Below are 17,236 nucleotides of genomic sequence, written 5' to 3'. Positions count from 1 at the left end.
TATTAATGAATAGATTCAATTTCTAATTTGAGTTCTTCCAATTGAGGCATTAACAAAAGTGCGGTTGGATCTTCAGGACATTTCTCTAAAAAATATTCAAAGTCATTCAGCGCTGCTTGCATACACCCCATTTGCGTTAATACAACCCCTCTATCACGAATTTCATAAGGGTCTTCTGGGTTTCGTGATAATAACATTTCAATGTATTGGTAAGCCTCATAATTCTTAAACTCACGAATTAGAGCATGTTTCGCCAACTGACAAAAACGATCGGTTAATTCTGTCGCATCGGCAATATCTAACACATCTAACGTTAATTCGGCACCAAAGCCAAAGGCTCCTTCATAGAGCTGAGTTAGTTGTTTATGTGTCATATATTGACCATTCCAAGGATCAATAAAAGCCACTTCATCATCAACATCTGCGCGCAAAATAAGCTGAGTGGGGAAATTGACTGGATAAATAGGTAATTTCAAACTCTCAGCTAAATAGAGAAGTATTGCCCCTAAAGTCACAGGCATTCCCCTTCTCTGAGTTAAAACTTGGTCCAAATATAAATTCTCTAGCTCAAAATAGCGCTCAGAATCGCAAATAAATCCCCATTCGCCATACATTAATTGCAACAAGTGATGAATTTTCTTCTTGGTTTCCCAGCTAGGATCAATTTTTTTACGGGCCTGACGAACTAGCCCACCAATCAACCCTCGAAGACGTTGTAATCCATCATCACTATCCTCTCGCGTAATAATATAAAAAGAGGTCATTTCATCATATAGTGCCTTATGATAATACTTCATTATTTCCTCTCAATTGCCCTAAGGTTACTCGATCATTACTGCCATAATCTTTAACTGTTTCTACTCGCTGCCACAAATTCTCGCTAAAAAAAGACCGCACTTTTTGCCCTTGTTGCCAACCATGTTCTAACAATAAAAATCCTTGAGGTTTTAAATAATGAGACGCTTGTTCAATAATATGGCGTAAATCTGCATAGCCTTGATCTTCTGCCACTAAAGCAGTTAATGGCTCAAAACGCACATCGCCCTGAGCTAAGTGCGGATCTTCTGCGTTAATATAAGGAGGGTTACTCAGAATTAAATCAAATTGCCCTGTAACTTGTTCAAACCAGTTGCTTTGAAAAAATTGTACTTCGCTTAGATGATTTCGCACTGCATTGGCTCGCGCTAATTTCACTGCATTCTCAATAAAATCTACACCAAAAATCTCAAATTTTTCACCGCTCTTTTTCAGTTCATAAGCCAAAGCCAATGCAATCGCACCTGTTCCAGTTCCTAAATCTAAAATGCGGATAGGCGATTGTTTAAAATCAGTTGAATCTTTAAGTTGCTTAATACAAGCAAGAGCTTGCTCCACTAGAATTTCTGTATCAGGACGAGGAATTAAGGTATCAGGGGATACATTTAGCGTTAATATCCAAAAATCAGTTTCTCCCAATACATAAGCCATTGGCTCGCCTTGACTACGCTTGCTTAAAAGAGCGGTCAGTTTTGCTAAAGTTTTTTCATCTAGTTCCATTTCAGCAAATGCCATAATTTGACTTGCTGATTTTTGCGTGACAAATTGCAACAACAGGCTAGCATCCAATTTAGCATTTAAATAAGGATCGCTAGCCAAGGAAGATTCAAGTTGCTGAATGGCATAATTGAGCCATTTAGAATAGTTCATTATATTAGTAAAACTTAATTTTTCTTCACAACAATAGTCGACATAACGGCATCAGTTAAAGAACGTCTTTCTTTACTTACAAAAGCAACCACTGCACTGATCAATGTTAAGATCCCAGTTACTGAAAAAATATTTTCAACCAATTCACGTAACATATAACGACCAAAAGTTAATGGTTGTTGTGTTGCATAATCTATCACTTGTAAATTGAGTAACTTCTTTCCTAATGTTTGCTTAGAGTTATATATTAGAAAACATTGATAACCTATATAAAGAATAATCAAAATAGCCATACCAATATCTTCTAAGATCAAAAAACCAATGAACATAGCTACATAGAATAACAATACATTTATAATTGTGGCTAACCAACGCTTAAATCGACTGGCATAAACAATATATGATGTTCTACTAGCATTTATTTGTGATTGATTCCCTTGTTCTGAGATAGGGATAGCCTTTTCACTAGAAGAATTGTTTTTTTCATTTACATTCTCAACAATCATTCTCTTTCCTTATGATACATTTTTAGCAGATTTGTTATCTTTAACATCCATTAATTTTGTTCTGAAAGGGCAGCCAACTGATCCGCTTGATATTCAGTAATAATTGGTTGGATTAGCTCATCAATTTTGCCATTCATCACTTCATCAAGACGATATATTGTTAAGTTGATACGATGATCTGTTACACGACCTTGTGGGTAATTATAAGTACGGATCTTATCGGAACGATCGCCTGAACCTAATAAATTACGGCGTGTATCTGCTTGCGCTTGCGCTTGGCGCTCTTGCTCAGCTTGAACAATACGAGAGGCTAATACAGACATAGCTTTGGCTTTGTTTTTATGTTGTGAACGCTCATCTTGACATTCCACCACAATCCCCGTCGGGATATGAGTAATACGCACTGCGGAATCCGTAGTATTAACGTGCTGACCACCAGCCCCAGAAGAGCGATATGTGTCAATGCGTAAATCAGACGGATTAATTTCTGGCATTTCACTTTCTGGTAGCTCAGGCATGACCGCAACAGTACAAGCAGAAGTATGAATACGACCTTGAGATTCTGTTTTTGGCACACGTTGCACACGATGGCCGCCAGATTCAAACTTCAGTTGACCATACACGCCCTCGCCATTTACCTTGACGATAATTTCTTTATATCCGCCTTGCTCACTTTCATTTGCACTAAGCACTTCCATACGCCAGCGTTTACTCTCTGCATAACGGCTATACATACGGAATAAATCCCCTGCGAAAATCCCCGCTTCATCGCCACCTGTTCCAGCACGAATTTCTAAATAAGCATTGTATTCATCGTTTGGATCTTTCGGTAACAGTAAAATTTGTAGTTGTTGCTCTGCATTTTCAATTTCTGCTTGTGACTCTTCAATTTCTAGCTCAGCCATTTCCTTCATATCAGGATCATCAAGCAACAATTTTGCATCTTCAATATTTTTATGTAATTGGTTCCAACGAGCGAAACATTTCACCACATCTTCTAATTGTGCATACTCTTTTGAATATGCTCTAAATTTATCTTGATCACTGATGACTGATGCATCGCCTAATAGGGCTTCTAATTCTTCATGGCGTTCTTTTAGACTTTCTAATTTGCTGATAATACTGGCTTTCATTATCTAACCTTATGAAATAATAGTGTAAATTCAAAATCGCGGTATTTTATCTGATTTTAAGAAAAAATTGTAGGGCTCTTTACTGCTCTCAAAAAGAAAAGGATTTTTAGCGAACTAAAAATCCTTTTGATATGAAAATAAATATATAAATGGCAACTACATTGCAGAAACATTTAAAGTTGAACCGCCAACGATACGCACTTTCGCACCTGGCACTAAACTCGGATCATATTTTTGTACAACCACAATTTCTTGACCATTGTTTTTTCTGATAACAAGTTCTAGAGCATTAACTTGGCTTGCTTTTTCTTCAACTTTACTACCAATCATTGCTCCGGCAATAGCTCCAACAGCAGTTGCAATCGCTTGTCCTGTACCACCACCTATGCCAGAACCAACAATCCCACCTAAAACACCGCCACCAACAGATCCAATAACATTTTGATTATTGCTCTGAATTTTAACTGGACGGCTTGATACAATAGTGCCGTAACTAATAGAACGGGCCTCTTTAGCTTCTGTGCCATTATATACATTACCACTATATATATCCTCATTTGCACAACCTGCTATCCCTAAACTAAGTAAAATAGCGAATGATAAACTAATCTTTTTCATAAATAAGTAGTACCCTAGGATTTTATTGATTAATTTTTAGAAGTTCTAGATAACCAAGAACTTGATCTCTTACGAGAAACATTTGTTACTGCAACGCCATTATCATCACTAGATACTCGAACACAAGCACCAACAACTAAATGTGAGTCATAAGAATGATTTACTACAACACTCTCAATTGGACCATCTGGACGTTCACAATCATTTTTACGGATTGTTAATTTTAAGCCATCTCCCTCATAAGAACTGAACAAAACCTCGCCATGATACGCATTGTCATTCTTGTTAGATGAGCAAGCTGCTAATCCTAAACTTAATAATACAGCGAATGCTAAAGTTACTTTTTTCATTGGATCCTAAACCTCAATTATCTTTTTGATGTGATATGGGTGAACTTTTATGCAAGTATGATTTTCTGTTCGATCAATAAAACTCACAGCGATAGAAGGATTTGGCAATTGTTCTCCATCTACTTTAGGTTCACTCACTTTAATTTTTAAATTAGTCGATTCGTCCCATAAAAATCGTTTTTTTATGCGTTTAGTCCATTCATCAGTTGTTTCATTAACTTCAAATGGCATCACAACTTCAATATGCTCCCAGTTCTCCACTGGATACACTTTATCTTTAGGGAACGGCAATTCAATAATATCAATAAATTGACCTGAAAAGCCTATCGGACTATTAAGTTGAATTAAATAAATAATTCTTCCATTTACGATATTATCGCTCAGAATTGTACCGCACTTTAATAATAAAGTCAGCCAATCTTCCGCAGATTTACGTTTATTTACTCTTAAAGCAATATGATCAATCTCAAAATTATCTAAGCTTAATTTCATAGCATGAGATAACTCAATAATTTTTTTTTCGAATTGTTCAAACTCATCTAACGAAATATTAGATTGCTGAAATAACAAATGATTTTGGTTAAAAATCTGCATTTTTTCTTGGTTCGTCTTTTCTGAATAGGGAAAGAGCGGTATCATAGCGCATTATTTTGACAAATCAATTATTAGGTATTATCAGTGAATATTCAGTCCATTTTATCTGACAAAATTAAACAAGCGATGTGCCAAGCTGGCGCAGATGAGCAATGTGATGCTTTAGTAAAACAATCTAGTAAAGCTCAATTTGGCGATTATCAAGCCAATGGAATTATGGCTGCTGCAAAAAAATTAGGTTTAAATCCTCGTGATTTTGCACAAAAAGTCTTAGATCTGGTTGATTTAACAAATATTGCTGAAAAAACAGAAATTGCCGGTCCAGGATTTATCAATATTTTCTTAGATAAAAATTGGCTCGCAGAAAATTTACAGCTTGCTTTACAAGATAAAAAACTAGGCATAAAAGCGGAAGAAATTCAAACTATCGTTGCAGATTACTCCTCACCCAATGTGGCAAAAGAAATGCACGTTGGACATTTACGCTCAACAATTATTGGCGATGCTGTAGTTCGTACCTTAGAGTTTTTAGGTCATAAGGTTATCCGCGCAAACCATGTGGGCGACTGGGGTACGCAATTTGGTATGCTTATTGCTTACCTAGAAAAAATGGAAAATGAGCACGCCTCCGCAATGGAATTAGCTGACTTGGAAGCTTTCTATCGTGCGGCTAAAGAACATTATGATAATGATGAAACTTTCGCAGAGAAAGCGCGTAATTATGTTGTGAAACTACAAAGTGGTGATGAATATTGTCGCACAATGTGGAAAAAGCTCGTTGATATTACCATGCAACAAAACCAACATAACTATAATCGCTTGAATGTTACCTTAACTGAAAATGATGTCATGGGCGAAAGTTTATATAACCCAATGCTACCTGAAATTGTTGCTGACTTGAAAGCACAAGGCTTAGCAGTGGAAGATGAAGGTGCCCAAGTTGTTTATTTAGAGGAATTTAAAAATAAAGATGGCGATCCTATGGGCGTTATCGTACAGAAGAAAGATGGCGGCTTCCTTTATACCACCACAGATATTGCAGCTGCTAAATATCGTTGCCACACATTAAAAGCAGATCGCGCGTTAGTTTTCTCAGACACTCGCCAAAGCCAACATATGCAACAGGCTTGGTTAATTACCAGAAAAGCTGGCTATGTGCCAGAGAGTTTCCAATTGGAACATAAAAACTTCGGTATGATGTTAGGCAAAGACGGAAAACCATTTAAAACACGTTCAGGTGGAACAGTAAAATTAGCAGATTTATTAGATGAGGCTATTGAACGTGCCGATAAATTAATTTCAGAAAAAAGCACCGCACTTTCTGCCGAAGAAAAAGCTGCTGTTGTCGAAGCAGTAGGAATTGGTTCAGTCAAATATGCAGATCTTTCCAAAAATCGTACTACTGACTATGTATTCGATTGGGACAATATGTTGAGTTTTGAAGGAAATACTGCACCTTATATGCAATATGCTTATACTCGCATTCGTTCAATTTTCAGCAAAGCCAATATTAGCAATGAACAACTTCATCAGGCACAAATCCAATTAGCCGATGATAAAGAACGCTTACTTGCGATTAAATTATTGCAATTTGAAGAAGCTGTTCAAGTTGTAGCAAAAGAAGGAACTCCGCATATTCTCTGTGCTTATTTGTATGAATTAGCAGGATTATTCTCTAGTTTCTACGAACATTGCCCTATTTTGAACAACGATGATGAAAATGTGAAATTAAGCCGTTTAAAACTTGCATTACTCACAGAAAAAACCTTAAAACAAGGTTTAGACTTACTGGGCATCAAAACAGTAGAAAAAATGTAGTATCGATAAAAAAGGGGCATATCATATTGAGTTGCCCCTTTTTATTACATGATTTTATCTTGTTTCCAAAAGATAAATCGCTTGATAAGGTTGTAAAAAGATAATTCCCTCCTTTATCTGTAAATCAGCATAGTTATTCATCACAATCTTTCCAACTACAACATTTCAAAGCTCATAGTTCCTAAAAGAAAAGGGAAAATAATCTGAATTATATGGATTAAGAAGGAAAACAAATGAATATTAGCCAAGCAGCAAAACAAACGGGATTATCGCCTAAACAAATTCGTGATTATGAAAAACAGGGGCTATTAACTAAAACACACCGCACTTTAAACGGCTACCGTTTTTATACTGAGCATGATTTAACTCGTCTTAATTTCATTGCGAATGCACGAAAAGTAGGATTTTCATTACAGCAAATTGCTCAGCTTTTAAAATTAAATGATGATCCTAATCGTACGAGCCGAGAAGTTAAAGTGCTTGCCTCACAACATATTCAAGAATTAACAGAAAAAATTGCCGATCTACAAAAAATGTTAGCTTTATTAACAGATTGGCATTGTGCTTGCCAAGGCGATGAAAGCCCAACTTGTTCTATATTACTTGGGTTAACGCAAGAAAGTGAAAAGTGCGGTCATTTATAAGAATAATTGATAGTCAACACAACTATGGGAAATTTTTCGTATTTCCAATAGCTCAAGTAATTGTTGTACTGCATCCTTCCCCTGTCTGAGCATAACCTCAATCTATCGTCAAAATATTGGAAAAGAGAAAAGATAATAATGGATTATTGCCCATGCGACATACTTGGATATGCTGTAATTTGTGTTCTTGTATGTGCAATATCTTTAATGGTTAATTTACTCATTTAAAACAACGTTTTTAAGGCTTTACCAATATCGGCTAAACTTCGTACAGTTTTGACACCCGCTTTTTCTAAAGCGGTAATTTTTTCTTCTGCTGTTCCTCTACCACCACTAATAATCGCGCCAGCATGCCCCATTCTTTTACCTTTTGGTGCAGTTACGCCAGCAATATAAGCAACAACAGGTTTTGTTATATGTTTATGAATAAAATCAGCGGCTTCTTCCTCCGCACTTCCACCAATTTCACCAATCATCACTATTGCATCAGTTTCGGGATCCGCCTGAAATAATTGCAAAATATCAATAAAACTGGAGCCAGGAATAGGATCACCACCAATTCCAACGCAAGTGGATTGCCCAAATCCCTCATCGGTTGTTTGTTTTACCGCCTCATAAGTCAAGGTTCCAGAACGAGAAACAATGCCAATACGTCCTTTTTTATGAATATTTCCCGGCATTATCCCCATTTTACATTCATCTGGTGTAATCACACCGGGGCAATTAGGACCGATCATAACCACATCACTTTGTGTTAATTTTTGTTTTATGGCTAGCATATCCAAAGTTGGAATACCTTCAGTAATACAAACAATTAGTTTAATTCCGCCGTCAATAGCCTCTAAAATCGCATCTTTACAAAAAGGTGCTGGCACATAAATCATACTTGCTGTTGCCCCTGTTTGCTCTACGGCATCACGCACGGTATTAAAAACCGGCAAACCTAAATGTAATGTTCCACTTTTTCCCGGAGAAACACCACCAACGAGTTGAGTGCCATAAGCTAAAGCTTGTTCACAATGAAAAGTGCCTTGTTTACCCGTAAAGCCTTGGCAAATTACTTTAGTATTTTTATCAATTAAAATTGCCATTATTCACTCTCCTTTGCCGCTTTAACAGCTTGTTTTACTGCGTCTGTTAAACTTTCAGCTGCAATTAAATTTAAGTTACTTTGTGCCAAAATTTCACGTCCCAACTCAGCATTAGTTCCTTCTAAACGAACAATAACAGGCACATTGACACCAATCTCGTTTACCGCTGAAATAATCCCTTCAGCAATTAAATCACAGCGAACAATACCACCAAAAATATTCACTAATACGGCTTTCACTGCGCTATCCGTTAAAATAATTTTAAATGCCTCTGCAACGCGTTCTTTTGTTGCCCCACCACCAACATCGAGGAAATTCGCTGGTTGTCCGCCATGTAATTTAATAATATCCATAGTGCCCATTGCCAGACCAGCGCCATTTACCATACAGCCGATATTTCCCTCTAAAGCAACATAATTTAAATTCCACTTTTCTGCTTCTGCCTCCCGAAGATCTTCTTGATTTAAATCACGCATTGCGCGGAGATCAGGATGGCGATATAAGGCATTATCATCTATAACTATCTTGGCATCTAAACAAAATAAATCATCATTTTGCAAAATAACTAATGGATTAATTTCTAACAAGGACAAATCTTTTTCCACAAATAATTTCGCTAACTGGCAAAATATGTGACTGAACTGCTGGACTTGTTTACCGGATAACCCTAGCTTAAATGCCAACTCTCGAGCTTGATATGGCATTGCCCCCATCACAAGATCGATAGCAACTTTATGTAATAAGTGCGGTGTTTTTTCTGCAACTTCTTCTATATCCATGCCACCTTCAGTGGATGCCATAAAAACGATTTTCTGCGAGCTACGATCAATGATGGCACTTAAATACAATTCTTTTTTAATTTCTGCACAAGGCTCAAGATAAATCTGATTGATTGGTTGCCCTTGTTCATTTGTTTGAAAAGTAACTAAACGTTGCCCTAAAAACTTAGAAAAAAACGACCGCACTTCTTGCTCAGATTTTACAACTTGCACACCTCCAGCTTTACCACGTCCACCAGCATGAATTTGGCATTTTGCGATCCATTGGGAGCCAGGTAATTTTTCAATTGCATTTAAAGCTTGTTCAACATTTTCACAAACATAACCTTCGCTTACAGGTAAGTCATAATCTGCAAAAAGTTTTTTGCTTTGATACTCATGTAAATTCATATTGCCCCCTTATTGAATGTATTTTAGTACCGCACTTTTAGTCTTCTATCATCCTTAGATTTCTAATAATAAGCGTGTTGGATCTTCCAATAATTCTTTCACGGTAACAAGAAAACCGACACTTTCACGCCCATCAATTAAACGGTGATCATAGCTTAAAGCTAAATACATCATCGGGCGAATAACCACTTCTCCATCAATTGCTACTGGGCGATCTTTAATGGCATGCATACCTAAAATTGCACTTTGCGGAGGATTAATAATAGGCGTTGACATTAAGGAGCCAAAAACACCACCATTAGTGATAGTAAAATTCCCTCCCGTTAAATCTTCAACAGTTAATTTTCCGTCACGTCCTTTTTCAGCAAGCGCTTTAATTTCTTTTTCAATATCCGCCATACTTAATTTGTCACAATTGCGCACCACTGGCGTAACTAAACCACGAGGCGTTGAAACGGCAATACTAATATCAAAATAGTTGTGGTAAACAATATCATCACCATCAATAGATGCGTTTATTTCTGGATAACGTTTCAATGCCTCCACCACTGCTTTGATATAGAAAGACATGAAACCCAATCGAGCGCCATGTTGTTTCTCAAATTTCTCAGCATAACGCTTGCGTAAACTCATAATTGGCTGCATATCCACTTCATTAAATGTTGTAAGCATCGCTGTGGTATTTTTTGCTTCTAATAAACGCTCAGCAATACGTTTGCGTAAACGTGTCATTGGTACACGTTTTTCATTACGATTATCCAGATTTAAATTATTTTTAACTGGCTGAGAGGCTTGAGCGATTTCTGCTTGTTGTGCTTTTTGTTTAACCACTAGTTCCACATCTTCACGGGTAATGCGACCACCGACACCAGTGCCTTTTATTTCATCAGGATTTAATTCGTGCTCCGCTAATAAACGGCGAATAGCTGGACTTAATACATCGCTGGTTGCATCAGAACTCAAATTACCTAAATGGCGATCTGCTGGTGTTTTCTCTACATTTTGTACGGTGGCTTTCGTAACTTCTCCAGCGCTAGCTAAAGCAGAAACTTTACCCAACAATTGTTTACTCACTACTGTGGAGCCTTCGGGTTGTAAGATAGTTTCAATTACACCATCACTAAGTGCGGGTACTTCTAGCACTACTTTATCCGTTTCAATTTCAACTAAAATTTCATCACGTTTTACTGTATCGCCCACTTTTTTATGCCAAGTAACCACTGTGGCATCTGCTACTGATTCTGGTAAATCTGGAGTAATAATATCGAAATTGCTCATAATTTTTTCCTTCTATATTTCGATTAAATTGGCTATACCCAATCATTGCTTAAAAATGATTTTAGCGTATCAAAATTATGCGAGAGCTTCGTCTACTAAAGCTTTTTGCTGTTCATTATGTAAAGATAAATATCCCACTGCTGGCGAAGCTGAAGCTGGGCGTCCTACATAACGTAGTTCTCCATGTGGAGGTAATGATGTCCAGAAATTATGCTGACAACAATACCAAGCACCTTGGTTTAATGGCTCTTCTTGACACCAAACATAATCCGTGACATAAGAATAAGGCGCCAAAGCCTCTTTCATTTCTTCATGTGGATATGGATAAAGTTGCTCAATACGAATAATCGCAATATCCGTTTGCTTATTTGCTCGGCGTTGTTCTAATAAATCATAATAAACTTTTCCAGAACACATCACGACACGACGAACTTTTTGCGGCTCAATAGCATCAACTTCTGCAATCACATTTTGATATTTCCCATTCACTAGTTCTTCCATAGAAGATACTGCAAGAGGATGGCGCAGTAATGATTTTGGTGTAATTACAACTAATGGGCGACGCACTTTACGTAACATCTGGCGGCGCAATAAGTGATAAATTTGAGCTGGCGTAGATGGCACACATACTTGCATATTTTGTTGTGCACATAACTGTAAATAGCGCTCCAAACGAGCTGATGAATGTTCTGGACCTTGCCCCTCATATCCATGCGGTAACAACATCACTAAACCACACATTCTGCCCCATTTTTGTTCGCCCGAACTAATGAATTGATCGATTACCACCTGTGCCACATTGGCAAAATCACCAAATTGAGCCTCCCAAATTGTCAGTGTGCGAGGTGTCGCCGTAGCATAACCATATTCATAAGCCAAAACCGCCTCTTCCGAGAGTACTGAGTCCCAAACCTCAAAATGTCCTTGCTGACCATGTAACTGTGTTAATGGAATATATAAAGTGGCATCTTTTTGATTATGTAATACAGAATGACGGTGGAAGAAAGTCCCTCTCCCAGCATCTTCACCAGATAAACGAACATTATATCCTTCATCAAGTAAGGTCGCATAAGCCATAGTTTCAGCCATTCCCCAGTCAAATAATTTATCCCCTTGAGCCATAGATAAACGATCATCATAGAGTTTTTTCACGCGAGGATGTAATGGATGTGTATCAGGATATTCACATACTTTCTGCGCTAAGCCAATAAAACGTTCTGGTTCAAAAGAACCATCATACTCAGCCCATTCTTGCGTTAAATATTTAGTCCAATCTTGAGTTTCTGGATCCATTTCTCGCCATTCTGGAACAACACAATCGCCGTTATCTAAAGCATCTCGATATTTATTGGCTAACTCAATTGCATATTCTTCATCAATAATACCTTCTGCAACTAAACGATTTGCATAGACTTTCGGAGGCGTTGGATGTTTACGGATACGCTCATACATAAGTGGCTGAGTTACCGCTGGCTCATCAGCTTCATTATGACCATGACGGCGATATGACACCAAATCAATAAAAATATCACGCTTAAATTTTGAACGAAACTCAACTGCCATTCTTGCGGCATAAGCAACAGCCTCAGGATCATCTCCATTTACATGGATAACTGGTGCCTCAATCATCTTCGCAATATCAGTACAATATTCAGTTGATCGAGTATCTTGTGGATTTGAGGTAGTAAAACCAATTTGGTTATTAATTACCACACGAATAGTACCGCCAACAGTATAACCTCTGGCTGCCGACATATTCAGTGTTTCTTGTACAATCCCCTGTCCAGCTACAGCTGAATCACCATGTACTGTAATAGGTAAAACTTGAGAACGTTCAACATCTTGAATACGATTTTGTCTTGCGCGAACTGATCCTAAAACCACAGGGTTAACGATCTCTAAATGAGAAGGGTTAAATGCTAATGCTAAATGAACTATGCCATCATCGGTCATAAAATCAGATGAAAAACCCTGATGATATTTCACATCACCAGTCCCACTGCCATGATGCTTGCCAGCAAATTCATCGAATAATTCCGAAGGCTTTTTACCCAATACATTGACTAATAAATTCAAGCGACCACGATGTGCCATTCCCATTACAATTTCTTTGATGCCATTTTTACCACTATGACGGATCATTTCTTTCATTAAAAGTACAAAAGCATCACTACCTTCTAAAGAAAAGCGTTTTGCTCCCGGGAATTTTGCGCCTAAATAACGCTCTAAGCCATCAGCTGCAGTTAGTTCTTCTAAAAATTTCAGCTGTTCCTCTCGGCTAAATAATGGTTTATTTAATAAATTCTCCACTTTACGCTGTAACCAAGTACGCGCTTCAAGATCGTTAACATGCATAAACTCTAAGCCGATAGTACTGCAATAAGTCTTTTTCAAGGCATCAGCTAAATCACGCAAGGATATTTGTTCTTTGTTATAAACATAGCCACCAATATCAAAAACTTCATCTAAATCATCATCAGTAAAGCCATAAAACTTATAATCAAGGGTTGGGGCATCCATGCGTTGCCACATTTTCAATGGATCTAAATCCGCATGTAAATGCCCTCGGTTACGATGCCCATTTACCCACTTCAAAACATTGACTAACCGAGCACTGACATTGGGATCAATTACACCAACCCCATTTTGTGAATTATCACGCGCTAAACGTTTGAAATAATCACGGACTTGTGAGTGAGGCTGCTCAAGTGCGGTCGGTTTTGGAAGAGAATTGAAAATTTGTTGCCAACTTTCGTCAACAGATTGAGGGTTATCAAGATAATCTTCATAAAGATCTTCGATATAAGATTGGTTTGCTCCAGCTAGAGCGCTAGATGCTAACCATTCACTGATAGGGCTATTTTTTTTCATTATGACCACCTAACTTGATTATTGATAGCAATTTACAGTGTAAATTTTCTCTATTATACATAGATTTAACTATAAATAATCTATTTATTTGACAAGTTACATCAGCAAAAAATTAAAAATTAATTTGCTTATTTAAGCAACAAAAAAGTTAATTTTTTGTTAATTAAATTTTATTTTTTTGATCTCTATCTCACTTTTGAAAATTTAACATTTTATTTACAAAAAAAATTAAAATTTATGAAGACACTGACAAAATTAAAAGTTATAGTGAAAAACACACACAAAACATACAACATCTTACTTTTAAACTCTCAAGAAGGAATGTCTTATGCCTAAATTAACAGCAAAACTTACTCTTAGCGATGGACGTGAATTTGATTTAAATGTACAACAAGGAACTCTTGGCTATGATGCGATTGATGTCCAAGCCTTAGTTAAAAATAAGTTGTTTACCTTTGACCCTGGATTTATGTCAACGGCTTCTTGTGTTTCTGAAATAACCTATATAGACGGCGACAATGGAGTACTCTTGCATCGAGGCTACCCTATTGCAGATCTCGCTCAAAACGCAGATTACTTAGAAGTCGCTCACTTGTTATTATTCGGTGAACGCCCAAGCAAAGAAGAATACGCTAACTTTAGAAAGTTAGTTACAAATCACACATTGGTACATGAACAAATCTCTCGTTTCTTCCATGGTTTCCGTCGAGATTCTCATCCTATGGCAATTATGTGTGGGGTAAGTGGCGCACTCGCAGCTTTCTATCACGATTCTTTAGATATTAATAATATTTCACACCGTGAGCTTACCGCAATCCGATTATTAGCCAAAATGCCAACACTTGCGGCTATGTGTTATAAATATTCTATTGGTCAACCTTTTATGTTTCCATTGAATAAACTTTCCTACTCAGGTAACTTTTTACACATGATGTTTGCAACGCCTTGCGAACCTTATGAAGTCAATCCTGTACTAGAAAAAGCAATGGATAGAATTTTCATTTTGCATGCTGATCATGAACAAAATGCTTCAACTTCCACAGTACGTACCGCTGCTTCATCTGGTGCAAATCCTTTTGCTTGTATCGCTGCAGGAATTGCTTCTCTTTGGGGACCAGCGCATGGTGGTGCAAATGAAGCTTGTATCAATATGTTAGAGGAAATTGGTTCCGTTGATCGTATTCCTGAATATATTGCTCGCGCAAAAGATAAAAGTGATCCGTTCAGATTAATGGGATTTGGGCATAGAGTTTATAAAAACTATGATCCTCGAGCTAAAGTGATGCGCCAAACTTGTCATGAAGTATTGAAAGAATTAAATATCCAAACACCATTATTTGATGTTGCAATGGAATTAGAACGTATCGCTTTAAGCGATCCTTACTTTATCGATCATAAACTTTATCCAAATGTGGATTTCTATTCAGGCATTATCTTAAAAGCCATTGGTATCCCAACCTCAATGTTTACAGTAATTTTCGCCCTAGCAAGAACTGTAGGCTGGATTGCGCATTGGAAAGAAATGTTCAAACCGGGTAACATGAAAATTGTACGCCCTCGTCAATTATATAAAGGACACACAGAACGTAAATTTGAGGCTATTGAAAAATAGTTTTACTCTGTTTAAAAATAAAGCTCGCTCTTATTTTTAAAAGCGAGCTTTAATTTTTTTTATTTGCCTATCCTATCAAAATTAATCTTAAATCATGTTAAAATGAGACTAATTATTAATAACTAGGGAATTCATTCTATGGCATACACCACCTTCTCACAAACCAAAAACAATCAATTATTAGAACCGATGTTTTTCGGTCAAAATGTTAACGTTGCTCGCTATGATCAACAAAAATATGAAACTTTTGAGAAACTAATTGAAAAACAATTATCTTTCTTCTGGCGCCCTGAAGAAGTTGATGTATCACAAGACCGTATTGACTACCAAGCACTGCCAGAACATGAAAAACATATCTTTATTAGTAATCTAAAATATCAAACCCTATTAGATTCTATCCAAGGTCGTAGCCCGAATGTTGCCTTACTACCATTAGTATCCATTCCAGAATTAGAAACATGGATCGAAACTTGGACATTCTCAGAAACTATCCACTCTCGTTCTTATACGCATATTATTCGTAATATTGTCAACGATCCTTCAATCGTCTTTGATGACATCGTCACAAATGAAGAAATCATTAAACGTGCAAAAGATATTTCTTCTTACTATGATGATTTAATTCGTGATAGCCAACTTTATGGTTTATATGGCGAAGGTACTTACAATGTTGATGGCAAAGAATGCACAGTGACTTTACGCAACTTAAAACGCCAACTTTACTTATGTTTAATGAGCGTAAATGCATTAGAAGCAATTCGTTTCTATGTTTCTTTTGCTTGTTCTTTCGCTTTTGCTGAGCGCAAATTAATGGAAGGAAATGCAAAAATTATTAAATTTATTGCTCGTGATGAAGCGCTACATCTAACAGGTACACAACATATCCTCAATATCATGGCAGCAGGTCAAGATGATCCAGAAATGGCCGAAATTGCAGAAGAATGCAGACAAGAGGCCTATGATTTATTCGTTGCTGCTGCAGAACAAGAAAAAGAATGGGCTGATTACTTATTTAAAGACGGCTCAATGATTGGTTTAAATAAAGATATTCTGGTGCAATATGTGGAATATATTACCAACATTCGTATGCAAGCCGTTGGTTTACCATTGCCATTCCAAGCTCGTTCAAATCCAATTCCATGGATTAACGCTTGGTTAGTGTCAGATAATGTACAAGTTGCACCACAAGAAGTAGAAGTAAGTTCATATCTTGTTGGGCAAATTGATTCAAAAGTCGATACTAATGATTTCGGTGATTTTGATCTATAAATAATATAAAAAAAAGAACCGCACTTTTAAAATTCAAAGTGCGGTTTGTTTTTCGCAAAATTATGAAAATTTATCAAGTTTATATCAGTAATTATCAACAAACTCTCGATCATGCTAATGAAATGCCATTATTAGATAAATTGGAAAAAAATGGCATAACCCATGAATATCAATGTCGTTCAGGCTATTGTGGCTCATGTCGAGTAAAGCTAAAAAAAGGCAAAGTATCTTATAAAGAACTTCCTCTTGCTTTTCTCAATCAAAATGAAATATTACTTTGTTGTTGTCAGTTGGAAGATGATATAGAAATTGAGCTCTAATTGATGATAAATAAAGCAATTAAATCAATTTAAAAAATTTCCACTTGCAGAAAAATAAAATATCCATAGAATACGCAACTCGAATGACTTATCAATGCCGACTTAGCTCAGTAGGTAGAGCAACTGACTTGTAATCAGTAGGTCACCAGTTCGATTCCGGTAGTCGGCACCATTCAAAAATATCTCAAAAATAATACCGCTCTTAAAGCGGTTTTTTATTGCCTAAAGTTTTTGTAATGTCAGTATAAAAGAGTGACTGCAAATGCAGTCACAACTC

Annotated in this window: 16 protein-coding genes and 1 tRNA gene; 6 read left to right on the top strand and 11 right to left on the bottom strand. The window is 36.8% G+C overall.

The window, feature by feature from the left end; translation table 11 throughout:
- Nucleotides 1-2: 2 nt before the first annotated feature.
- The 7 genes from B0186_RS01165 to B0186_RS01135 all read right to left on the bottom strand — a co-directional run bounded on the left by B0186_RS01165 (nucleotide 3) and on the right by B0186_RS01135 (nucleotide 4,887).
- Nucleotides 3-797 (bottom strand): SirB1 family protein, encoded by a 795-nt coding sequence (locus tag B0186_RS01165; RefSeq protein ID WP_078217555.1) that lies wholly within the window; start codon nucleotides 795-797, stop codon nucleotides 3-5.
- Nucleotides 781-1,686, bottom strand: a complete 906-nt coding sequence (prmC, locus tag B0186_RS01160) for a peptide chain release factor N(5)-glutamine methyltransferase (protein ID WP_078217554.1) — start codon at nucleotides 1,684-1,686, stop codon at nucleotides 781-783. The genes B0186_RS01165 and prmC overlap by 17 nt, the downstream gene beginning before the upstream one ends.
- A gap of 14 nt (nucleotides 1,687-1,700) precedes the next feature.
- Nucleotides 1,701-2,192, bottom strand: coding sequence for an RDD family protein (locus B0186_RS01155; RefSeq protein ID WP_078217553.1), 492 nt, complete (start codon nucleotides 2,190-2,192; stop codon nucleotides 1,701-1,703).
- A gap of 50 nt (nucleotides 2,193-2,242) precedes the next feature.
- Complete coding sequence (gene prfA / locus B0186_RS01150; RefSeq protein ID WP_078217552.1) at nucleotides 2,243-3,325, bottom strand: peptide chain release factor 1; 1,083 nt, start codon at nucleotides 3,323-3,325, stop codon at nucleotides 2,243-2,245.
- Between the two features lie 156 nt (nucleotides 3,326-3,481).
- Complete coding sequence (locus B0186_RS01145; RefSeq protein WP_078217551.1) at nucleotides 3,482-3,943, bottom strand: outer membrane lipoprotein; 462 nt, start codon at nucleotides 3,941-3,943, stop codon at nucleotides 3,482-3,484.
- Between the two features lie 29 nt (nucleotides 3,944-3,972).
- On the bottom strand, nucleotides 3,973-4,293 hold the full coding sequence (locus B0186_RS01140; protein ID WP_078217550.1) for a YgdI/YgdR family lipoprotein: 321 nt from the start codon (nucleotides 4,291-4,293) through the stop codon (nucleotides 3,973-3,975).
- Nucleotides 4,294-4,299: 6 nt separating this feature from the next.
- Nucleotides 4,300-4,887: a VOC family protein gene (locus B0186_RS01135; protein WP_078217549.1), complete on the bottom strand. Its 588-nt coding sequence runs from the start codon at nucleotides 4,885-4,887 to the stop codon at nucleotides 4,300-4,302.
- An 84-nt stretch (nucleotides 4,888-4,971) separates the two neighbouring features.
- Here B0186_RS01135 and argS point away from each other — a divergent pair, with 84 nt between their 5' ends.
- Entirely contained in the window at nucleotides 4,972-6,705 is a 1,734-nt protein-coding gene (gene argS, locus B0186_RS01130; protein ID WP_078217548.1) for an arginine--tRNA ligase, read from the top strand.
- A 233-nt stretch (nucleotides 6,706-6,938) separates the two neighbouring features.
- Complete coding sequence (locus B0186_RS01125; protein ID WP_078217547.1) at nucleotides 6,939-7,349, top strand: MerR family DNA-binding protein; 411 nt, start codon at nucleotides 6,939-6,941, stop codon at nucleotides 7,347-7,349.
- A 224-nt stretch (nucleotides 7,350-7,573) separates the two neighbouring features.
- On the opposite strand, the gene sucD is transcribed toward B0186_RS01125, so the two are convergent.
- The 4 genes from sucD to sucA form a co-directional block, all read right to left on the bottom strand.
- The gene (gene sucD, locus B0186_RS01120; protein ID WP_078217546.1) at nucleotides 7,574-8,440 is read right to left on the bottom strand and encodes a succinate--CoA ligase subunit alpha; all 867 of its coding nucleotides are present in this window, start codon (nucleotides 8,438-8,440) and stop codon (nucleotides 7,574-7,576) included.
- Nucleotides 8,440-9,609 (bottom strand): ADP-forming succinate--CoA ligase subunit beta, encoded by a 1,170-nt coding sequence (sucC, locus tag B0186_RS01115; RefSeq protein ID WP_078217545.1) that lies wholly within the window; start codon nucleotides 9,607-9,609, stop codon nucleotides 8,440-8,442. Before sucC ends, sucD begins: the two co-directional genes overlap by 1 nt.
- A gap of 54 nt (nucleotides 9,610-9,663) precedes the next feature.
- Complete coding sequence (odhB, locus tag B0186_RS01110) at nucleotides 9,664-10,887, bottom strand: 2-oxoglutarate dehydrogenase complex dihydrolipoyllysine-residue succinyltransferase (protein ID WP_078217544.1); 1,224 nt, start codon at nucleotides 10,885-10,887, stop codon at nucleotides 9,664-9,666.
- Between the two features lie 75 nt (nucleotides 10,888-10,962).
- Nucleotides 10,963-13,758, bottom strand: coding sequence for a 2-oxoglutarate dehydrogenase E1 component (gene sucA, locus B0186_RS01105; RefSeq protein WP_078217543.1), 2,796 nt, complete (start codon nucleotides 13,756-13,758; stop codon nucleotides 10,963-10,965).
- 328 nt (nucleotides 13,759-14,086) lie between these two features.
- Here sucA and B0186_RS01100 point away from each other — a divergent pair, with 328 nt between their 5' ends.
- From B0186_RS01100 to B0186_RS01085, 4 genes are all read left to right on the top strand, one after another.
- Complete coding sequence (locus tag B0186_RS01100) at nucleotides 14,087-15,370, top strand: citrate synthase (RefSeq protein ID WP_078217542.1); 1,284 nt, start codon at nucleotides 14,087-14,089, stop codon at nucleotides 15,368-15,370.
- A 138-nt stretch (nucleotides 15,371-15,508) separates the two neighbouring features.
- Nucleotides 15,509-16,639: a class Ia ribonucleoside-diphosphate reductase subunit beta gene (gene nrdB / locus B0186_RS01095; protein WP_078217541.1), complete on the top strand. Its 1,131-nt coding sequence runs from the start codon at nucleotides 15,509-15,511 to the stop codon at nucleotides 16,637-16,639.
- A gap of 62 nt (nucleotides 16,640-16,701) precedes the next feature.
- Complete coding sequence (gene yfaE, locus B0186_RS01090) at nucleotides 16,702-16,959, top strand: class I ribonucleotide reductase maintenance protein YfaE (protein ID WP_078217540.1); 258 nt, start codon at nucleotides 16,702-16,704, stop codon at nucleotides 16,957-16,959.
- Between the two features lie 96 nt (nucleotides 16,960-17,055).
- Nucleotides 17,056-17,131, top strand: a tRNA-Thr gene (locus B0186_RS01085).
- Nucleotides 17,132-17,236 lie beyond the last annotated feature (105 nt).

This window comes from Canicola haemoglobinophilus, assembly GCF_002015075.1.
In the GTDB taxonomy this organism is placed as follows: domain Bacteria; phylum Pseudomonadota; class Gammaproteobacteria; order Enterobacterales; family Pasteurellaceae; genus Canicola; species Canicola haemoglobinophilus.
This window is presented reverse-complemented; position numbering and strand designations above follow the sequence as displayed.

Excerpts from the sequence above, each read along its gene's own strand:
- B0186_RS01165 (WP_078217555.1), bottom strand. The coding sequence starts at position 797 with ATGAAGTATTATCATAAGGCACTATATGATGAAATGACCTCTTTTTAT.
- prmC (WP_078217554.1), bottom strand. The coding sequence starts at position 1,686 with ATGAACTATTCTAAATGGCTCAATTATGCCATTCAGCAACTTGAATCT.
- B0186_RS01155 (WP_078217553.1), bottom strand. The coding sequence starts at position 2,192 with ATGATTGTTGAGAATGTAAATGAAAAAAACAATTCTTCTAGTGAAAAG.
- prfA (WP_078217552.1), bottom strand. The coding sequence starts at position 3,325 with ATGAAAGCCAGTATTATCAGCAAATTAGAAAGTCTAAAAGAACGCCAT.
- B0186_RS01145 (WP_078217551.1), bottom strand. The coding sequence starts at position 3,943 with ATGAAAAAGATTAGTTTATCATTCGCTATTTTACTTAGTTTAGGGATA.
- B0186_RS01140 (WP_078217550.1), bottom strand. The coding sequence starts at position 4,293 with ATGAAAAAAGTAACTTTAGCATTCGCTGTATTATTAAGTTTAGGATTA.
- B0186_RS01135 (WP_078217549.1), bottom strand. The coding sequence starts at position 4,887 with ATGCAGATTTTTAACCAAAATCATTTGTTATTTCAGCAATCTAATATT.
- B0186_RS01125 (WP_078217547.1), top strand. The coding sequence starts at position 6,939 with ATGAATATTAGCCAAGCAGCAAAACAAACGGGATTATCGCCTAAACAA.
- sucD (WP_078217546.1), bottom strand. The coding sequence starts at position 8,440 with ATGGCAATTTTAATTGATAAAAATACTAAAGTAATTTGCCAAGGCTTT.
- sucC (WP_078217545.1), bottom strand. The coding sequence starts at position 9,609 with ATGAATTTACATGAGTATCAAAGCAAAAAACTTTTTGCAGATTATGAC.
- odhB (WP_078217544.1), bottom strand. The coding sequence starts at position 10,887 with ATGAGCAATTTCGATATTATTACTCCAGATTTACCAGAATCAGTAGCA.
- sucA (WP_078217543.1), bottom strand. The coding sequence starts at position 13,758 with ATGAAAAAAAATAGCCCTATCAGTGAATGGTTAGCATCTAGCGCTCTA.
- B0186_RS01100 (WP_078217542.1), top strand. The coding sequence starts at position 14,087 with ATGCCTAAATTAACAGCAAAACTTACTCTTAGCGATGGACGTGAATTT.
- nrdB (WP_078217541.1), top strand. The coding sequence starts at position 15,509 with ATGGCATACACCACCTTCTCACAAACCAAAAACAATCAATTATTAGAA.
- yfaE (WP_078217540.1), top strand. The coding sequence starts at position 16,702 with ATGAAAATTTATCAAGTTTATATCAGTAATTATCAACAAACTCTCGAT.